The organism is Streptococcus sp. 1001283B150225_161107_H12 (genome assembly GCF_015552665.1).
In the GTDB taxonomy this organism is placed as follows: Bacteria; Bacillota; Bacilli; order Lactobacillales; family Streptococcaceae; genus Streptococcus.
The window spans coordinates 115,135-133,901 of record NZ_JADNFC010000004.1 but is presented as its reverse complement, the minus strand read 5'-3'; the positions used below and the strand labels follow the sequence as shown (position 1 = coordinate 133,901).

24 protein-coding genes are annotated in these 18,767 nt (G+C 44.6%); 22 read left to right on the top strand and 2 right to left on the bottom strand.

Features of this window, described 5'->3' with window-relative positions; all coding sequences use genetic code 11:
• Nucleotides 1–2 precede the first annotated feature (2 nt).
• The 20 genes from I2C87_RS07355 (at nucleotide 3) to I2C87_RS07260 (ending at nucleotide 15,186) form a co-directional block, all read left to right on the top strand.
• Nucleotides 3–791: a hypothetical protein gene (locus I2C87_RS07355; RefSeq protein WP_048717462.1), complete on the top strand. Its 789-nt coding sequence runs from the start codon at nucleotides 3–5 to the stop codon at nucleotides 789–791.
• A gap of 9 nt (nucleotides 792–800) precedes the next feature.
• The gene (locus I2C87_RS07350) at nucleotides 801–941 is read left to right on the top strand and encodes a hypothetical protein (RefSeq protein WP_006595142.1); all 141 of its coding nucleotides are present in this window, start codon (nucleotides 801–803) and stop codon (nucleotides 939–941) included.
• Nucleotides 934–2,244, top strand: a complete 1,311-nt coding sequence (locus I2C87_RS07345; RefSeq protein ID WP_023027557.1) for a glycosyltransferase family 2 protein — start codon at nucleotides 934–936, stop codon at nucleotides 2,242–2,244. The genes I2C87_RS07350 and I2C87_RS07345 overlap by 8 nt, the downstream gene beginning before the upstream one ends.
• An 8-nt stretch (nucleotides 2,245–2,252) precedes the next feature.
• Nucleotides 2,253–3,356 carry a glycosyl hydrolase family 8 gene (locus tag I2C87_RS07340; RefSeq protein WP_195324341.1) on the top strand — a complete coding sequence of 368 codons (1,104 nt, stop codon included), beginning with the start codon at nucleotides 2,253–2,255 and terminating at the stop codon, nucleotides 3,354–3,356.
• Nucleotides 3,357–3,839: 483 nt separating this feature from the next.
• Nucleotides 3,840–4,217, top strand: a complete 378-nt coding sequence (locus I2C87_RS07335; RefSeq protein ID WP_006595139.1) for a DUF1033 family protein — start codon at nucleotides 3,840–3,842, stop codon at nucleotides 4,215–4,217.
• A 104-nt stretch (nucleotides 4,218–4,321) separates the two neighbouring features.
• Nucleotides 4,322–5,263 (top strand): competence type IV pilus ATPase ComGA, encoded by a 942-nt coding sequence (comGA, locus tag I2C87_RS07330; RefSeq protein WP_195324340.1) that lies wholly within the window; start codon nucleotides 4,322–4,324, stop codon nucleotides 5,261–5,263.
• The gene (gene comGB / locus I2C87_RS07325) at nucleotides 5,205–6,227 is read left to right on the top strand and encodes a competence type IV pilus assembly protein ComGB (RefSeq protein WP_048717459.1); all 1,023 of its coding nucleotides are present in this window, start codon (nucleotides 5,205–5,207) and stop codon (nucleotides 6,225–6,227) included. The genes comGA and comGB overlap by 59 nt, the downstream gene beginning before the upstream one ends.
• Nucleotides 6,224–6,541 (top strand): competence type IV pilus major pilin ComGC, encoded by a 318-nt coding sequence (gene comGC / locus I2C87_RS07320; RefSeq protein WP_023022076.1) that lies wholly within the window; start codon nucleotides 6,224–6,226, stop codon nucleotides 6,539–6,541. Before comGB ends, comGC begins: the two co-directional genes overlap by 4 nt.
• Nucleotides 6,510–6,935 (top strand): competence type IV pilus minor pilin ComGD, encoded by a 426-nt coding sequence (gene comGD, locus I2C87_RS07315; RefSeq protein ID WP_267472001.1) that lies wholly within the window; start codon nucleotides 6,510–6,512, stop codon nucleotides 6,933–6,935. The genes comGC and comGD overlap by 32 nt, the downstream gene beginning before the upstream one ends.
• Entirely contained in the window at nucleotides 6,901–7,194 is a 294-nt protein-coding gene (comGE, locus tag I2C87_RS07310; protein ID WP_154859089.1) for a competence type IV pilus minor pilin ComGE, read from the top strand. The genes comGD and comGE overlap by 35 nt, the downstream gene beginning before the upstream one ends.
• Complete coding sequence (comGF, locus tag I2C87_RS07305) at nucleotides 7,178–7,630, top strand: competence type IV pilus minor pilin ComGF (protein WP_195214353.1); 453 nt, start codon at nucleotides 7,178–7,180, stop codon at nucleotides 7,628–7,630. Before comGE ends, comGF begins: the two co-directional genes overlap by 17 nt.
• Nucleotides 7,596–8,042, top strand: a complete 447-nt coding sequence (gene comGG, locus I2C87_RS07300) for a competence type IV pilus minor pilin ComGG (RefSeq protein WP_154859087.1) — start codon at nucleotides 7,596–7,598, stop codon at nucleotides 8,040–8,042. Before comGF ends, comGG begins: the two co-directional genes overlap by 35 nt.
• A gap of 31 nt (nucleotides 8,043–8,073) precedes the next feature.
• On the top strand, nucleotides 8,074–9,027 hold the full coding sequence (locus tag I2C87_RS07295; RefSeq protein WP_195214333.1) for a class I SAM-dependent methyltransferase: 954 nt from the start codon (nucleotides 8,074–8,076) through the stop codon (nucleotides 9,025–9,027).
• A gap of 48 nt (nucleotides 9,028–9,075) precedes the next feature.
• A complete protein-coding gene (locus I2C87_RS07290; RefSeq protein ID WP_195324339.1) occupies nucleotides 9,076–10,272 on the top strand; it encodes an acetate kinase in 1,197 nt (398 codons plus the stop codon).
• Nucleotides 10,273–10,424: 152 nt separating this feature from the next.
• Nucleotides 10,425–11,099 carry a CPBP family intramembrane glutamic endopeptidase gene (locus tag I2C87_RS07285; protein ID WP_229046296.1) on the top strand — a complete coding sequence of 225 codons (675 nt, stop codon included), beginning with the start codon at nucleotides 10,425–10,427 and terminating at the stop codon, nucleotides 11,097–11,099.
• A gap of 159 nt (nucleotides 11,100–11,258) precedes the next feature.
• Nucleotides 11,259–12,215 (top strand): dihydropteroate synthase, encoded by a 957-nt coding sequence (gene folP / locus I2C87_RS07280; protein ID WP_229046293.1) that lies wholly within the window; start codon nucleotides 11,259–11,261, stop codon nucleotides 12,213–12,215.
• A 16-nt stretch (nucleotides 12,216–12,231) separates the two neighbouring features.
• Nucleotides 12,232–13,536 carry a bifunctional folylpolyglutamate synthase/dihydrofolate synthase gene (locus I2C87_RS07275; protein ID WP_195324337.1) on the top strand — a complete coding sequence of 435 codons (1,305 nt, stop codon included), beginning with the start codon at nucleotides 12,232–12,234 and terminating at the stop codon, nucleotides 13,534–13,536.
• Between the two features lies 1 nt (nucleotide 13,537).
• Nucleotides 13,538–14,092, top strand: a complete 555-nt coding sequence (gene folE / locus I2C87_RS07270) for a GTP cyclohydrolase I FolE (protein WP_006595126.1) — start codon at nucleotides 13,538–13,540, stop codon at nucleotides 14,090–14,092.
• 26 nt (nucleotides 14,093–14,118) lie between these two features.
• The gene (folK, locus tag I2C87_RS07265; protein WP_195324395.1) at nucleotides 14,119–14,943 is read left to right on the top strand and encodes a 2-amino-4-hydroxy-6-hydroxymethyldihydropteridine diphosphokinase; all 825 of its coding nucleotides are present in this window, start codon (nucleotides 14,119–14,121) and stop codon (nucleotides 14,941–14,943) included.
• 87 nt (nucleotides 14,944–15,030) lie between these two features.
• Nucleotides 15,031–15,186: a hypothetical protein gene (locus I2C87_RS07260; RefSeq protein WP_195324336.1), complete on the top strand. Its 156-nt coding sequence runs from the start codon at nucleotides 15,031–15,033 to the stop codon at nucleotides 15,184–15,186.
• 108 nt (nucleotides 15,187–15,294) lie between these two features.
• Here the strand turns inward: I2C87_RS07260 and I2C87_RS07255 are convergent, their stop codons facing one another.
• Together I2C87_RS07255 and pepA are read right to left on the bottom strand one after the other, a co-directional pair.
• Nucleotides 15,295–16,779: a DUF1846 domain-containing protein gene (locus I2C87_RS07255; protein WP_006595123.1), complete on the bottom strand. Its 1,485-nt coding sequence runs from the start codon at nucleotides 16,777–16,779 to the stop codon at nucleotides 15,295–15,297.
• A 158-nt stretch (nucleotides 16,780–16,937) separates the two neighbouring features.
• Nucleotides 16,938–18,002 carry a glutamyl aminopeptidase gene (gene pepA, locus I2C87_RS07250; protein WP_061454686.1) on the bottom strand — a complete coding sequence of 355 codons (1,065 nt, stop codon included), beginning with the start codon at nucleotides 18,000–18,002 and terminating at the stop codon, nucleotides 16,938–16,940.
• A gap of 146 nt (nucleotides 18,003–18,148) precedes the next feature.
• Between pepA and I2C87_RS07245 the strand changes: the two genes are divergently transcribed.
• Nucleotides 18,149–18,439, top strand: coding sequence for a DUF4651 domain-containing protein (locus tag I2C87_RS07245; RefSeq protein ID WP_048717528.1), 291 nt, complete (start codon nucleotides 18,149–18,151; stop codon nucleotides 18,437–18,439).
• A complete protein-coding gene (locus tag I2C87_RS07240) occupies nucleotides 18,436–18,753 on the top strand; it encodes a thioredoxin family protein (protein ID WP_061564655.1) in 318 nt (105 codons plus the stop codon). Before I2C87_RS07245 ends, I2C87_RS07240 begins: the two co-directional genes overlap by 4 nt.
• Nucleotides 18,754–18,767: the final 14 nt, after the last annotated feature.

Below are 18,767 nucleotides of genomic sequence, written 5' to 3'. Positions count from 1 at the left end.
GAATGAAAAAAAGGAATCATTTAGGAAACTGGATGCTTATTTTAGTCGGCTTTGTATTGGCCGTCCTGATATACTGTCTATTCTTTGCACGGGAAATTATTATTGAGGAAGCTCTCTTTCTCGTGTTAGCCTTGTTTGCCTCTCTTGTCTTATCCAATTTGCTTCTGACCTGGACGATTTTAATTTCATTCGGTTTAGGAATTGTCTTTCTGGTAGCAGGAGTCGTGTATATCCCTGCAAACCAGGCACTGTTATTACTTTTCTCTTTCCCTATTTTGATTGGGATTCTATCAAAAATTCGCTACTACTTATTTAAAGAAGTTGCCAAGGTTCAAAACCAAGAAGAGGATGCTGAAGTTGCCTACCGTGGCTTGCTGGAACACTCAGGTGTTCAACAGGAACAGAAATTACAAGCCCTCTTGATCCATTGGTCTCATGAGGAACTCTTCTATCAAATTCATCCTCGTGAGTACAATCGGACGCTGAACCAAATTCATTATCTGATTGGCCACCATTTGATACAAGATGAGAGACTTTATTATGTTTCAGATGGCAATTTCCTAGTACTTACGAATAGTCAGCAACGAAATTTGCAAGAATATTATCAGTTGTATTTAAAAAATCAATTGGAATCTCTGGTCTTTAAGGGAGAAGACGGTAATCAAGCTATTCAATTCCAAAAAGGATACTTGGTAGTGGATTCGACCAATCGGACGAAATTCCATAGCTACCAGGAAGCTATTAGTAACTTGAAACGTCAACTTGAAACGGATATTATTGTGGAATATTAGGGGGAACCGATGACTCTTACAAATCTATTTTTTGGGCTAGCCCTCGGGATTAGTCTATTCTTTGCGGTGTGCTTCTGTGCATTATTCATTGCCTACTTGGTCATCTACCATCGGGTAAACAAAAACTTTAAGGCGGTGGACCATGATTAGTCAAATTTTAATGATTTTTACCTTGATTTCTATCTGGTTATCTCTAGCCTGGGGCTTGGTAATCTTGATTTCAGCGGTTCAATTCTGGTTGAAACACAGTGATTTTCGAGTGGATACGAGCCCGCTTCTCTATTATCCTAAAGTAACCATTGTGGTACCTGCCCACAATGAAGATGTGGTCATTGCTCAAACTGCTAAGGCGATTTTGGATATGAATTACCCTCATGATCGTGTGGAGTTGCTTCTCTTTGCAGATAACTGCTCGGATCGTACCTATGAGGAGTGTTTGGCTGTCAAGGCCCTTCCGGAATACGCTGGCCGGGACGTGACCATTATTGACCGTACCGGTACAGGTGGGAAAGCTGGAGTATTGAATGATGCCTTGAAGATGGCGACAGGAGATTATATCTGTGTCTATGATGCGGATGCCATGCCTGAGAAAAATGCTCTTTATTTCTTGGTTAAGGAAGTTCTTAAAGATCCAGAACGCCATGTGGCTTCATTTGGACGCAATAAGACGAGAAATGCCAACCAGAACTTCTTGACGCGTTGTATCAACCAAGAAATCGTCGTGACCCAACGGGTTCATCACGTCGGGATGTGGAATCTCTTCAAAATCGGACGGATTCCAGGTACCAACTTTATTATCCAAACAGAATTTGTCAAAAGTATCGGTGGTTGGAAGAATGGTGCCTTGACGGAAGATACGGATATTTCCTTCAAGATCATGCAAAGCGGAAAACTGATCGCTTTGGCTTACAACTCGGAAGCCTTCCAACAAGAGCCAGAGACTCTAAAAACCTACTACATGCAACGGAAACGTTGGGCAAAAGGGAACTACGAGGTTGTACTTTCCAACTTTAAACACTTATTCGGAAAAGGGAACTGGCGGGTAAAACTAGAGGTCTTCAACTATTCATGTATTTTCTTCTGGTTTAATGCAGCGATTGTCTTGTCAGACTTGATTTTCTTTGCCAATGTCCTTGCTATGTTTATCCATCTCTTTGCTCCGGGCGTACAGATTCCCTTTGCTTTTGACTCCGAAAATATCTACATTGCCCAATTGATGCTCTTTAACTGGGTGCTGATGATTGGATTGTATTTGTTGCAAATCAACATTGCCATGGCTTCTCAGTTTGGTCAGGCGACGGTGAAACAGATTTGGTTGGCCCTAGCAGCCTACTTTAGCTATTCCCAACTCTTCATCATTGTTTCGATTGATTCGATTTCATCCATCATCATGGATAAATTGCTTCACCGTGAAGGAACCAAGTGGGTGAAAACGAAACGGTTTGCTGGTTAGGAGGACTTATGAGAACAAAAAAAATGAAATATTTATGGTTTGTGGTCATCCTGGCAGTCTTTTGTTTGACCCTCTTCTTGGCTCGGACAAGAAGCAAGGTGGAGATGCGGAACCGCCTTTATCGTCAATGGACGGAACACTACCTCGTGACGGATGGAAAACAGTCCTATGTTCGTACGACTAACAGTGACCAAGAAACGGTTGTCTTATCAGAAGCGCAAGGTTATGGCATGCTGATCACAGTAGAGGCTGCCAAGAAAGACCTAGCCAATCAAGAGGATTTTGACCGTCTGTATCGGTATTATCAAAACAATCGCTTAGACGATACCCAATTGATGGCTTGGAAACAAATCATCAAAAAAGGGGAGCTTTCATCTGAGCATCAAAATGCGACGGATGGTGATCTATATATAGCCTATGCCTTGATGGAGGCCGCAAAACAGTGGCCTGAAAAAGGTAAAGGCTATCAACAGCAAGCCAAGGCTATCTTGGACGACCTTCTCAAGTACAACTACAATGAGACAACGGGTGTCTTGACAGTTGGGAATTGGGCCAGTCAAGATTCTGAATTCTATCACTTGATGAGAACCTCTGATACTCTTCCGTCCTTTTTCCAATCCTTTTATGAGTTGACTGGAAATGAACAATGGTTAAGTATTAAAGAGAAGATGTTGGCCCAGCTTGACGCCATCAGTTCGCAAACTAAAACAGGCCTTCTGCCAGACTTTATGTGGGTAGATGAACAAGGGGCGCGTGTAGCGGATCCAGATACCATCGAATCCAAGTACGATGGTGCTTATTCTTACAATGCTTGTCGTCTGCCATACAACTTGGCTCAAAGCCAGGACAAGACCAGTCAAAAATTGGCTAAGAAGATGCTGGACTTCTTTATGAAGCAACGGAATATCTATGCCGGCTATGATCTGAAAGGCAATGCCCTTCATCAGTACCAAGCAGCTAGCTTCATTGCTCCGGTATCTTATGCGGCTGAAAATGGAGATGGCTATCTCAAATTGGTGCAGCAGAACAAGTTTATCTTTATGCAAGATCTATCAACAGAAAATTATTACGATGCAACCATGACGACCATGATTGCCCTTCAATTGTTCTAATGGATCATCATTTGAAAAGCTGAGAACTTAGGCTTCTCAGTTCAGATTGAAGATAAAGTCTTCTGAAAAACTTCCCTTAGGTGAGTACGGACGTCAGCGAACTTCTACGAAGTTCCATGACTTAGTTTTGAGTCTAAGGTCTCAAAACTCCCGAGTGCTAGAAACACTAGTGTTTCTAGCACTTTTCTCACTGTGGGAAGTTTTTAATCTTCTTAAATGGCTAAAAAAATAAAAGTCACTTTTTTGAAATTCATCTAGCCGTTTTATGTAAAACAATAGTTTGTTGACATTCAAAACTAAGAACTTTAGGTTCTCAGTTTTTTCTTGTCAAAAAATAGCCTGTCTCTCCTCCATAAGGGGAGATTTTGAAAGAAAACAGTGAAAATGTTCGGAAAATTTACCGCATCTCTCTTTCATAAGCAGAATTCTTTTGTTATCAAAGGATTTTATATATAATATTGGATACAAAGGACGGAGAGAAATATGTATCAAGTAATTGAAATGTATGGGGATTACGAACCCTGGTGGTTTTTAGAAGATTGGGAGAAGGACATTGTCACTAGTCAGAGTTTTGATGACTATTATGAAGCCCTAAAATACTACAAACGCCAATGGTTACTTTTAAGAGAGCAATCTCCATTATTTAAAAGTAGAAGTGATTTAATGACGATTTTTTGGGATCCTGAGGATCAGCGCTGGTGTGAAGAGTGTGCGGAATACGTGCAACAATATCATTCAGTCGCCTTGTTAGAAAACGATCAGAAGATACCGAGAAGCAAGCGCCGTCCAGGCTACGAAAAAGAGAATGCCCACACGGCTCATCGCTCTTGTAAGCTAGACTACGAGAGCAATAATCTATAGGAAGAGAAATTCAATATGCAGTTGAGTTTCTTTTTTTGCTCTTTTTTCTAAATCCAGCGCTAGTTGGCCAATTAATTGCGAATTATATAGTGAAAGGAGGAAATATGGTTCAAGAAATTGCACAATCCATAATTCGAATGGCATCGAATGCCGAAGCTCAGGATATTTATTTTGTTCCTCGAGCGTCAGACTATCAGCTCTTTCTAAGGGTTGGGGATGAGCGACGCTTTGTCGAGACCTATTCGCAAGAACAAATGGTAGCGGTCATCAGCCATTTTAAGTTTATGGCAGGGATGAATGTGGGGGAAAGACGCCGGAGTCAATTGGGCTCCTGTGACTATTCTCTAGGGGATAAGGTACTGTCCTTACGCTTGTCTACTGTGGGGGACTATAGGGGATACGAGAGTTTGGTCATTCGCCTACTCCACAATGAGGACCGGGAGCTCCGTTTCTGGTTCGACCAACTTCAAGAGCTAGAAGAGAAGGTGAGTAAGCGGGGGCTCTACTTATTTGCGGGTCCAGTCGGATCGGGGAAGACGACACTGATGCATGCCCTGGCCAAGAAAAAATTTTCGGGGCAACAAGTCATGTCGATTGAAGATCCGGTAGAAATTAAGCAAGAAGAGATGCTGCAACTGCAGCTCAATGAAGCGATTGGCATGACCTATGATAGCTTGATTAAACTGTCTCTGCGTCATCGCCCTGATCTCCTCCTCATCGGAGAAATTCGAGACACGGAGACAGCTCGTGCAGTTATTCGGGCTAGTCTGACAGGTGTGACGGTTTTTTCCACCATCCATGCCAAGAGCATTCCTGGGGTCTACGAACGCCTATTGGAGTTGGGGGTGAGTGAGGAGGAGTTACGGATTGTCCTTCAAGGGATATGTTACCAGCGTTTGATAAAGGGAGGAGGTGTCACTGACTTTGCCATCCAAGATTACCAAAACCACTCCAGTCAACTGTGGAACCAGCAAATGGATGCCCTTTATGAAGCGGGACATATTGAGCTGGATCAGGCGCAAGCCGAAAAAATTATCGATTGCTAAGCAAGAACATGTCATTGAACTCTTTCACAATCTCTACAGCAGTGGCTTTCATCTATCAGAGGTCATCGACTTTCTTCGGCGCAGTCAATTGGTAGAGGCAGATTTTGTCGAGAGGATGCAGGTCGGACTTGCCAACGGGAAGCCCCTGTCAGCCATTCTCTCTGATCTAGGTTTCTCCGATCAGGTAACGACTCAATTGGCACTGGCGGAGCAGCATGGAAATGTTACCTTAAGTTTGGAAAAAATCCGTAGCTACTTGGAAAATCTGACCCAGGTTCGAAAGAAACTAGTTGAGGTGGCGACCTATCCCGTGCTCTTGTTGGGATTTTTGATCTTGATTATGCTGGGGCTGAAAAATTATCTCTTGCCTCAGTTGGAGAATCAAAATGGGGCGACACGACTGATCAGTGTCTTTCCCCAGTATGTTTTGTTAGGGAGTGTGTTGCTGACGATTGGAGTTTTGATGCTCCTTTTCCTAGGCCGTCGTGCCAAACGGCTGGCCCTGGTTTCATGTTTGGCTAGATTTCCTTTTCTTCGCCCCTTCTTACAGGATTATCTGACCGCTTTTTATGCTCGAGAATGGGGAAGTATGATTGCCCAAGGGTTGGAGCTGAATCAAATTTTTCCTGTGATGCAGGGGCAACGTTCCCGTCTCTTTCGAGAGATTGGACAGGATTTAGAACGGGCATTGGCTCGTGGCAGGTCTTTTTCTGACCATATTCAGACCTATCCTTTCTTTAAACGAGAGCTGGCCCTCATGATTGAATATGGGGAAGCCAAATCTAAGCTCGGTAGTGAGCTGGAAATCTATGCAGACAAGACCTGGGCAGGCTTTTTCCATCGTTTGAACAAGGCCATGAATGTCGTTCAACCACTGGTCTTTGTCTTTGTTGCTCTTATGATTGTTTTGCTCTATGCAGCCATGTTGCTGCCAATTTATGAAAATTTGGAGGTTCCTTTATGAAATCATTGCGTACACTCAAGGTGAAAGCTTTTACTCTGATTGAAATGTTAGTTGTTTTGCTCATTATCAGCGTTCTTCTCTTGCTCTTTGTTCCGAACTTGACCAAGCAGAAAGATTCGGTAACAGATACAGGAAATCGAGCAGTCGTCAAAGTCGTGGAGAGCCAGGCTGAGCTCTATGAACTCAATCATCAGAATGAAAAAGCTAGTCTTTCTAAGCTAGTCGCAGAAGGACAAATCACTCAAAAACAAGCAGAAGCCTACCGTGCTCACTATGTGAAGAATGCAGGTGATCACCGTGCGGTTGCAGATTAAAGCTTTCACCCTTCTGGAGAGCTTACTAACTCTAGGTATCGTCAGTCTTCTATGTTGGTTGCTAGCTGGGTCAGTCCATCAAGCCTTTGGGCAGGTAGAAGAAACATTGTTTTTCTCGGAATTTGAACGGGTCTATCAGGAGACACAAAAGATGAGTATTGCAAAAGAGGAGAGAGCTCTCCTTTCCATCGACCACGGTGGGGTTCATAGTCCCTATCAAGGATTACCGCTTCCAAAAGGGGTGGAAGTGGTCAGAGAGAAGCAACTGACCTTTGATCCAGCAGGAGGCAATTCAAGCCTGACCAAGATTCAATTTCAGACAGAGAAAGAGGTGGTGACCTATCAGTTGGCGATTGGGAATGGAAAAATTAAAAAAACGACGACTCCCCGCTAGTCTCTTGTTAGAAGGACTGATTGCCCTAGCGATGTTTGGTGCCCTCACGACCCTTGTGCTGGGAGAGCTAGGGGACTCGCGACAGCAGCGCTTAGAAGAGTTGAGACAAGGAGAAGTCTTGCGAGTCGCAAAAATGGCGATCCAGACCAGGCAGGATCAATTGAGCATCAATCAGGTCAGTGTCCAGGTGGAGAGGTCTGCCAAGTCCTTAAAGGTCTATCATGAAGGAAAGGTTGTGATTGCTGTTGAAAAGAACTAAACTGCCAGCCTTTACTTTACTGGAGGCCTTGGTTGCCCTGCTCGTCATTAGCGGTGGTTTATTGGTGTTTCAAGGATTGACAAGCCTCTTGCGTCAAGAACTCCAGTACCAAAGTCACATCAAGCAAGAGGAATGGTTGCTCTTTCAGGACCAGCTGGACATTGAATTGTCTCGTAGTCAATTTGAAGAGGTCAGAGACAACAAACTCTATCTTGTTCAGGATCAAAAACCCATAGCCATTGGACTGGCTAAGGGGGGAGATATCCGAAAGACAGATGCGACTGGCCGTGGCTATCAACCGATGATAGATGGAGTTGAATCCGCCTGGATTGAAAAAAGAGGAGATCTGGTGTCTATTCAACTGCACTTTGAAGAAGGGTTAGAAAGGGAGGTGGTCTACCGTGTGGTGGAAAAGGATAAAAAAGAAGCAGATTGAGGCCGGGATCCTTCTTTATGCCCTTTTTATGTCGGCGGTTTTTAGTCTCTTGCTTCAGTTTTACCTGAACAGACAAGTGGCAGAGAGACGGATCCTCCTTGCTAGTCAGCACCGGATCCAGGCTTATGCGCAAGCTCAATTGGCGATTGATACTTGGGATCGGGAAGAAAAAACCATAACCTTCTCAACTGGTCGAGTCGATTTGGAAGAAAAATCGGGCTTTGCCAACGTAACGAGTCACTTACAAGATGGGGAAAGCTACCATTTCACCTTTGCTCTACCTCCTCGGGAAAAGAAAAAAACCGACAAGAAGGAAAAGGAGAAGCAGGCTCCAGATTCAGCCACAGACCACCCGACCACGACTGAGGAAGAGAAGCCTCAGGCCTTCGAAAAGCATAGCGAAAACTCTTAAAATTTGATATGATTAAGAGATGGAGGAAAGCATGAATTTCGAAAAAATTGAGAAAGCCTACGGCTACCTATTAGAGAATACCCAAACTATCCAAAATGATTTGCAGACCAACTTTTATGATGCTCTAGTGGAGCAGAATGCCATCTATCTGGATGGGCAAACAGAGTTGACTCTAGTGAAGGAAAACAACCAGCGCCTGAAGGACTTGAACTTAAACAAGGAAGAGTGGCGTCGTTCCTTCCAGTATCTTTTGATGAAGGCTGCCCAAACAGAGCCCCTACAGGCCAATCACCAATTTACGCCAGATGGGATTGGATTTCTTCTGGTCTTCCTAGTGGATCAATTGGCGAGTTCCGATCAAGTAGATGTGCTAGAAATGGGGAGTGGAACAGGGAACTTGGCCCAAACCTTGATGAACAACTGTCAGCGTTCCTTAGATTATTTGGGCTTGGAAATTGATGATCTCTTGATTGACCTTGCGGCTAGTATGGCAGAAGTGATGAAGGCGGATGTGAATTTTGCCCAAGGTGATGCCATTCGTCCACAAGTTTTGAAAGAGAGCGGTGTGATTATCAGCGATTTACCTGTCGGTTATTATCCAGATGATGCCATTGCGAGTCGTTACCAGGTCGCTTCCCCTCAGGGCCACACCTATGCCCATCATTTATTGATTGAACAATCGCTAAAATACTTAAAACCAGGTGGCGTCGCTATTTTTCTAGCTCCGAATGATCTCTTGACGAGTGAGCAGAGTCCTCTGCTGAAAAAATGGATGCAGGATCATGCTCAGGTCTTGGCCATGGTGACCTTGCCAGAGAACCTCTTTCGATCAGCCAATCTAGCAAAAACCATCTTTGTTTTCCGCAAGCAAGAAGAAGCGGTGGTCCAACCATTTGTCTATCCTTTGACTGATTTGCAAGACCAGGAAGACCTCATGAAATTCCGTGAAAGTTTTCAAAACTGGAATAAAGAAAGTGAAATTTAAACAAAATTTTGCTATAATAGGAGTGAAAACGCTTAAAGAGGTAAAAAAATGACGAAAACAATTGCAATTAATGCAGGTAGTTCAAGTTTGAAATGGCAATTATACCAAATGCCAGAAGAAACAGTTTTGGCAAAAGGGCTCATCGAGAGAATTGGACTTAAAGATTCCATTTCGACAGTAAAATTCGATGGTCGAGCAGAAAAACAGGTTTTAGATATTGAGAACCACACACAAGCAGTTAAAATCCTTCTCGATGATTTGATTCGTTTTAATATTATTGCTTCCTACGATGAAATCACTGGAGTAGGGCACCGTGTCGTTGCAGGTGGTGAGTACTTCAAAGAGTCTGCTCTTGTAGATGAAGAAGTCATTCAAAAGGTTGAGGAACTTTCTTTGTTGGCTCCATTGCACAACCCTGCCAACGCTGCTGGGATCCGTGCCTTTAAAGAATTGTTACCAGATATTACCAGTGTTGTTGTATTTGATACCTCTTTCCATACAACAATGCCTGAAAAAGCTTATCGTTACCCTCTTCCAACTAAGTACTATACAGAAAACAAGGTTCGTAAATATGGAGCCCATGGAACCAGTCATGAGTATGTAGCCCACGAAGCGGCCAAGCTTCTTGGAAAACCAATCGAAGAGTTGAAATTGATCACCTGCCACATTGGGAATGGTGCTTCTATTACAGCGGTAGATAAAGGGATTTCTGTAGATACTTCTATGGGCTTCACGCCACTTGGTGGAATCATGATGGGAACACGTACAGGGGATATTGACCCTGCCATTATTCCTTACTTGATGGAGCACACAGAAGATTTCAAAAATCCAGAAGATATCAGTCGTATCTTGAACCGTGAATCTGGTCTTCTAGGGGTGTCTGAGCTTTCTAGCGATATGCGTGATATTCACGAAGCTATGCGCAGTGGGAATGACAAAGCACTCTTGGCCAACGATATTTTTGTCGACCGTATTAAGAAATACATCGGTCAATACTTTGCTGTCTTGAACGGAGCAGATGCCATTGTCTTTACAGCTGGTATCGGGGAAAATTCTAAAACGATCCGTGAACAAGTCATTGATGGGATGACTTGGTTTGGCTGTGCTGTGGATCCAGAAAAGAATGTCTTTGGTGCAGAAGGAGATATTTCAACAGCGGATGCTAAGGTGAGAGTCTTGGTCATCCCAACGGACGAAGAATTAGTCATTGCCCGTGATGTTGAACGCTTTAAAAACAAGGGATAAGACTTTTATTCTAAAAAAACAAGAAAGAAGAGGCTGATTCGAAACGCCTCTTTTTTCTGTTGTGTGACTTCTGCTTGGGCTTGCCCCAGTAGCTCATCTATGCTATACTAGAAAAATAGTTTGATAATCGAGGTAAAATAATGGAAAATTGGATGGAGAAAAAATGGGTTTCAAATGGTCTATGGTTACTAATTGGAATACCGTTATTTATAGCGACTCAACTACCTATGGTCGCTTTGATCTTGGGGATTGAAAATGCTTGGTCAAATTGGACGATTAATAGTTTGGTCCTTGGGGTTACCATGCTCCTCGTCTATTTGCTTTGGTGGTTTATGAAATGGAGCCCACTTGATCCACTAGATTTTTCACGGATTAGAGGCAGAGATATTGGGCGAAATTTCCTTTATTTTCTCCTGTTGCTGGCTAATAATGCTCTTGGGGTTAATCTTCTTCGGCAGTTAGGAGAGGCGACGACAGCTAACCAAGAGACCATCCAAGGGGTGGCTTCCTTGGCCCCTCAACTGGCAATGGGTTTGCTCATTGTCGTAGTGGCGCCTTTAGGAGAAGAAATTATCTGTCGGGCTGTGATTCCCCGCTTAATCTTTAAGGGGCACGAAAAAATTGGTTATTTGGTTGGGGCTCTTGTTTTTGCCTATTTACACACACCAAGTAATCTTGGTTCCTGGGTCATCTATGGAGGTATGTCTCTCATCTTGACTTGGGTTGCCTACCGCTACAAACGAGTAGAATATTCGATTTTATTGCACTTTACTATGAATGCCTTTGCCTTTCTGATAACTATTCTGGTTTCTTTTCTTCCCGCTTAAAATATGGTAGAATGATAGGACCAATGGGTTTTATTCAGAAGCTTTGGTAAGCTACCAAAGAAGCATCTAGGCGCAGATAGAGACAAACTCGGAGGTTGGAAAGATTCTAACCTCTTTTCTATGCTTGGTTGGCATTTCTGTAGAAAGATGAAGGAAGATATGTCAAAGAGTGAATGGAGACAACTAGGCAAGGATCGGACACTTCTATGTGGTATCCTCAATGTCACCCCCGACTCCTTTTCAGATGGGGGACGTTACCAAACGGTAGAAGGAGCTCTCGAGCAAGCTCGAAAGTTAATAGCAGAAGGGGCAAGCATACTGGATATTGGTGGGGAGTCCACACGTCCAGGGAGCCATTTCGTTGAGATCCAAGAAGAAATCCAACGGGTCGTGCCAGTCATTGAAGCGATTCGAGCAGAGAGTGATATCTTGATTTCGGTTGATACTTGGAAGTCAGAGGTCGCTCGTGCAGCCCTAGAAGCTGGCGCAGACTTGGTCAATGATATTACAGGCTTGCTAGGAGATCCGCAAATGGCAGGAGTGATTGCAGAAGCTCAGGCTGGAGCCATTCTTATGTTTAATCCGGTAATAGCTCGTCCTCATCATCCAAGTTCTGTGATTTTTCCGACTTTTGGTTTTGAACCAGCCTTTTCATCGGAAGAGTTAGCGCAGTTTGAAGGTCTCTCTATCAAAGACTGCATGTGGACCTTCTTTGCCAAGAGCCTTGAGAGGGCAGAGGAAGCAGGATTGAGTCAGGAGCAACTTTTCTTAGATCCTGGGATCGGTTTTGGCTTGACCAAGCGGGAAAACCTCCAACTCTTGCAGGACTTAAAAACCATCCATGCCAAGGGCTATCCGATCTTTTTAGGTGTCTCTCGGAAGCGCTTTGTGGTCAATATTCTGGAAGAAGAGGGATTTGAGACCAACCCTGAGACGAAAGAAGGATTCTACAATCGGGATTTGGCCTCCAGTCATTTGACGAGTGTGGCTGCCAGCCAAGGGGTAGAAATTGTGCGTGTGCATGATATCTCCCTCCATAAGATGGCGGTAGCTATCGGTAGTGCGATCTACCAAGCCGATCAAGCGCAGGACCTTCATTTGAAACAATATCGCTAAAGAAAAGAGGAGAGATATGACAGTAGATCTCAGTTGGCTAGCCACTTATCGTTCTTCCGAGCCCCATTTTGGCTTGGAGCGGATGGAAGCCTTGCTAGCCTTGAGGGGGAACCCTCACCTCGCCTGTCCTGTAATCCATCTAGCAGGGACCAATGGAAAAGGATCGACTCTAGCCCATTTACGTTCTTTGTTAGAGGCAAAAGGGTTGCGGGTTGGTGTTTTCTCCTCCCCCTATCTAGTTTCCTTTCATGAGCAAATCAGTATCAATGGGCTTCCTATCTCAGATCAGGATTTAGGGACTTATCTATCCCTCTATCAGGACTTGCTTGCAAAAAACAATTCTGATCAGACCTTACTGGGCTTAACTGAGTTCGAGTTGATGACCCTCCTAGCTTTTGATTATTTTGCAGCAGAAAAGCCAGATGTGGTCATTCTGGAAGTAGGGATGGGGGGCCGTCTCGATAGTACCAATGTTTGTCAGCCTATGTTGACAGCCATCACGACGATTGGCCTGGACCATGTAGCTCTCTTAGGGCCGGATGTAGCCTCCATTGCGCGTGAGAAGGCAGGAATCATCAAGGAAAAGATTCCGGTCTTGCTAGGCCGGATGGAACTGGAAGCTCAAGAAGTCATTGTGCAGCGGGCGAACCGCTTATCAGCACCAGTAGAGCTATTAGGTCGGGATTTTTTAGTTATCTACCAAGCATCTTTGGCTGATGGAGAAGTCTTTGGCTATCGGAGCCAGTATCGGGAAGAAGTGCAACTAAAGACAGGGCTCTTGGGACTTCATCAAGTCGACAATGCTGGGCTGGCCTTGGCTCTCTGCGATACTTTCTGTCAAGAAAAAGGTCTCTCCTTCTTAAGTCAAGATGAAATCCTTCAAGCTTGGGAAGGGGTCCAGTGGCCAGGGCGCCTAGAAGTCATTTCTAGTAAGCCTCTCATCATTCTAGATGGCGCCCATAATCCGCATGCAGTGGCTCCTCTTGTAATCACCATGAAAGAACGGTATGGACAGTTGGACAAACAAGTCTTATTTACCTGTATCCAGACCAAGGCGATTGAGGAGATGCTGGAACTGTGGAGCGGATTGGAAAAGAGTCAATTAACCCTGACGACCTTTGAGGATTCACGCGCCTATTCTGTGAGAGACATGCAGGAAATAGCCCATCTAAAAGGCCTGCCTTATCAAGAGTGGAAGTTATTTTTAACCCATTATCTAGAAAAAGAATCGCAACAATCTGATCTCCTCTTAGTGACGGGATCCTTGTACTTTTTGGCTCAGGTGAGAGCCTTTCTAATCGAAAAAATCAGTAGGAGATGACATGGATACAAAGAAAATTCAAGAAGCCGTGAAGATGATTATCGACGCAGTCGGTGAAGACGGAAGCCGTGAGGGCTTGCAAGAAACTCCAGAACGCATTGCCAAGATGTACCAAGAGATTTTTGCAGGTCTCAACCAAACTGCGGAAGTCCACCTATCAAAATCTTTTGAGATTGTGGACAACAATATGGTGGTGGAAAAGGATATCTTCTTCCACTCTATGTGTGAACACCATTTCTTGCCCTTCTATGGTAAGGTTCACATTGCCTATATCCCAAATGGGCGCGTAGCGGGCCTCTCTAAGTTGGCTCGGACAGTGGAAGTGTATGCCAAAAAGCCTCAAATCCAGGAGCGCTTGACGGTGGAAATCGCGGATGCCTTGATGGAGTATCTGGGAGCGCAGGGAGCCCTTGTTTGGGTGGAAGCAGAGCACATGTGTATGAACATGCGTGGGGTGCGCAAACCAGGGACAGCTACTGTGACGACAGCAGCGCGTGGCTTGTTAGAGACAGATAAAGACTTGAAAAATGAAGCCTATAAACTAATGGGACACTAATCCCTAGATAAACTGAGGTGACTATGGTGGATCAATTACGGATCAAAGATTTGGAAATTTATGCCTATCATGGTGTGTTTTCCGCTGAAAAGGAATTGGGGCAGCGTTTTGTCCTAGATGTCTGTGTCGATTATGAGATGACAAAGTCTGCTCGGACGGGCGATTTGACGGCTTCAATCCATTATGGAATCTTAGCAGAGCAACTGACAGATTGGGTTCAAGCTGAGAAAATCGATTTGATTGAGACAGTGGCTTTTCAGCTAGTGGAGAAGATTTTTGCGACCTATGACTTTGTCAAAAAGGTTCGACTCGAGTTGAAAAAACCTTGGGCGCCAGTTCCTCTACCTTTGGATACTTGTTCGGTCACGATTGAACGAGAAAAAAGAAGAGTCTTTATTGGTCTGGGAACCAATATGGGCGATAAGGGACAACAGTTGGAGACGGCTGTATCTAGACTAGAAGAAAAGGGACTTACGATTCTCCAAACCTCTTCTCAGATTGAGACAGCACCTTGGGGAGGGGTCAAGCAAGATAGCTTTCTCAACCAAGTCGTAGAGGTCGAAACTTGGTTTACGCCCCAAGATTTGATTGAGACCTTGCTAGGAATCGAGCTAGAAATGGGCCGGGTCCGTGAGATCAAATGGGGACCACGGGTCATCGATTTGGATCTCCTTTATATGGAGGATTTGATCCTCTATAGTCCAGATTTGATTCTCCCTCATCCGTATGTGGCAGAACGGGCATTTGTCCTAGAATCCTTGAATGAAATTGCTCCTTACTTTGTGGATCCTGTCCAAAGAAAACAGATCCGACAACTATGGGAGGCTGTGAAAGAAACAAAAGGTAGTTGATCCAATGGTCGACTACTTTTTTTACCTTGACAGGTTAATTGAGCAGGAGTATACTATGCATAAATAGTTTAGGAGCAGGAGGGCGTCATGAAATCTTATCTTGTAAAATGGTTGATCGCGATTGTCTTGGCTGTTTTTTTCCTTTGGTTGAGTTTGGAAACGGACTTACTACCAAAAGAAGTGTATCCCCTTCTTCTTGTCCTGATGCTGGTTGTGGGTCTCTATCTTTTTAAGGAGAGGTAATTTTCCATCCACTTAAACTATGAAAAATCCCCTGGGTGCCAACGGTTCAGGCACTCAGGGGATTTTTTCTATATGGAGCTAGGACCAATGGTCTAGCCTTGCTTTTCTTTATTTGCGGTACAAGCGATCGTATTGGTAAACTGGATCCATAGTCACATGGATGCCCAGTTTGCGAAGAACATTCTTATCTTCGTCTGTCAACATGACTGTTGAATGGGCTTCGCTCCCTTTCAAACGACCCAATTCTTGCATGGCAAGATTTGCCTCTGGATGGTTCATGGCTGTAATGGCGAGGGCGATGAGGATTTCATTTGAGTGGAGGCGAGGGTTGCGACTGCCCAAGTGGTTGATCTTCAAGCCTTGGATTGGTTTCACATATTCTGGCTCAATCAACTTGGTTTCTTTATCAATATGGGCCAATTTCTTGATGGCGTTGATGAGAACAGCTGCCGTTGGACCAAATAAGTCAGAAGTCTTACCTGTCACGGTTTCTCCGTTCGGCAATTCCAGTGCCAAGGCAGGTTCACCGGTTTCTTCCTCTTTTTGACGGGCAAGGACGGTGACTTGGCGGTCTTTTGGTGAAATGCCTAAGTCATTCATCAAGAGTTCAATTTTCTTAATAGCTCCGTTTCCGACACGCTCTGCCTTCACATCTAGAATGGTTTGGTAGTAACGGCGGATAATTTCTTGCTTAGAGGCTTCAATCGCTGCGTCATTGTCCACGATGGCAAAGCCGACCATGTTCACACCCATATCTGTTGGGGAAGCGTAAGGAGATTCTCCAAGGATGCGTTCCAACATCCGCTTCAAGACAGGGAAGATTTCGATATCCCGGTTGTAGTTGACCGTTGTTTCGCCATAGGTTTGGAGGTGGAATGGGTCAATCATATTGACATCGTCAAGGTCTGCAGTAGCAGCTTCATAGGCCAAATTCACTGGGTGATGCAAAGGCAGGTTCCAAACTGGGAAGGTTTCAAATTTAGCATAACCAGATTTGATGCCATTTAATTGGTCATGGTACATGTTGGACATACAAGTCGCCAATTTACCAGAACCAGGACCAGGAGCTGTCACGACAACGAGATTACGGCTAGTTTGAATGTAGTCGTTTTTCCCCATTCCCTCAGGAGAGATGATGTGGTCCATATCCGTTGGGTAGCCCTTGATTGGGTAGTGGAGATAAGAGGCGATGCCATTTTTTTCCAACTGCTTGCGGAAAAGGTCTGCAGCTGGTTGACCAGCATACTGAGTGATGACGACAGAGCCAACATAGATGCCCAATTCGTTGAATTTATCGATCAAGCGGAAGACCTCTTGGTCGTAAGAGATTCCTAGGTCACCACGCGCTTTTGAATGCTCAATGTTATTGGCATTAATAGCAATCACAATCTCCACTTGGTCACGAAGTTCTTGGAGAAGCTTAATTTTGTTATCTGGTTCATAACCAGGAAGGACACGAGCTGCGTGGAAATCTTCCAACATTTTTCCTCCAAACTCTAGGTAGAGCTTGCCATCAAATTGGTTGATGCGCTCGAGGATGTGATCGCGCTGCAAATTCAAATACTTTTCGGAACTAAAAGCTTGTTTCTTCATTTAAACCTCCAATAAAGAAGCGAGGGTGATCTTTAGCGGTGCTCCGCCTTTCACATAGGGAAAGGGGAGTGCAAAAGAACACCCGTTGCAATATTCATTCAGTATTATATCAAAAAAACCCCAAAATGGGGGTTTAAAAGAATTATTTTGGAAAAATATTAATAATTCTTAATTAAATCAACGGTTGAACGATCCAATTTTTTGACCAAGGCTTGAAGGAAGGCTTGGGCTTGAAGGAAGTCATCCATAGCGTAAAGGGTCTGGTGGGAGTGGATGTAGCGTGCGCAGACACCGATGGTAGTAGATGGTACTCCACCACTTCGTAAGTGGGCTACTCCAGCATCTGTTCCGCCTTTTCCACAGTAGTATTGGTACTTGATGCCGGCCTCTTCAGCAGTGGTGAGGAGGAAGTCCTTCATATTTGGCAACATGAGATGACCTGGGTCAAAGAAACGAAGTAGGGTTCCTTCTCCGATAGCTCCTTGGCCTCCGTAGACATCTGCAGCGGGAGAACAGTCAACAGCTAGGAAGATTTCTGGATCAAACTTGGTCACAGAAGTCCCAGCACCGCGCAGTCCGACTTCTTCTTGGACAGTCGCTCCGACATAGAGTTCGTTTGCTAGGGCTTGTCCAGAGAGGGCTTGTGCCAATTCGCTGACCATCAAGACCCCATAACGGTTATCCCAAGCTTTGGAGATGATGTTTTTCTGATTGGCTGTTAAGATTGCAGTGCTTTCAGGGACCAAGGTGTCACCTGGACGGATCCCAAAGCTCTCAGCTTCTTCTTTGTTGGCAAAGCCACCATCAAAGACAATATCCCCGATTGCGGGAAGGGCAGGACCGTTTGTGCCCCGTGTCAAATGCGGAGGAACAGATCCAGAAATGACAGGGTAGGAATGGCCATCGCGGGTCAAAAGGGTGAAACGTTGGCTGCTGACCACCATAGGGTTCCAACCACCGATTTCAACCACGCGGAAGGTGCCGTCTGCCTTGATCTCACTGACCATAAAGCCAACTTCATCCATATGGCCTGCGACCATGATGCGAGGAGCATCAGCCGCTTCTGAGTGGCGTACCCCAAAAATACTTCCCAAGCCGTCTGTGACCACTTCATCCACATGTGGAGTGATCTGTTTGCGTAGATAATCGCGAACAGGCGCTTCGTGGCCAGAGATGGCAGGAAGTTCTGTTACTTCTTTGATTTTAGAAAATAAATCAGTCATAAGTTACCTTCTTTCTGATTGTTATTTTATCACTTTTTTAGTCGAGATGGTAGTGGCAGTTGACGGGAATGGAAGTAGATCGTCATGATGGGGAGAACTGTTCTCCTTCGTTGTCCCAGCTTGTATTTTGTGTTACAATATGAGGTATGAAAGCTAAAAAAATCATTTTATCCAGCCTTGCAGCAGCTAGTGCAAGTGCTCTTGCCCTTGGGGCCTATAAAATTGCCAAAGATCAAAAACGTCTGCGGACGCAAGAAGAGTTAGTCGCAGAAGTCCGTGAGCAAATGGAAAATATGGGGAAGATTGCGACCCTTTATGTGGAGCTCTATGAATCAAGCGAAGAGCGTCTGGTAGGAGGGATCATTTTTGAAGATGAGCGCCACTATCGCTTTGTCTATGAAGAGGGCCTCCTTCACTATGAAGAGGAAAAACTATGATCATTCCACAGTCTTTAGAGGAGTTAGCTAGCTACGTCGAGCAAGAAGGAAAGAAGGTTTTCTTCTTTTCAGCGGATTGGTGTGGCGATTGTCGGTATATCCAGCCCTTTTTGCCAGAGATTGAAGCGGAAAACCCTGAATTTACCTTCATTTTGGTCGACAGAGACCAGTATCTAGATCTGGCTAAGCTTTGGGATATTTATGGTATTCCAAGTTTGGTGGTCCTAGATGGGGATCGGGAACTGGGGCGTTTCGTCAATCGTGATCGCAAAACCAAGGCTCAGATTTCAGAATTTTTAGCAGGATTGAAGTAGGAGAAAGAGAAAGA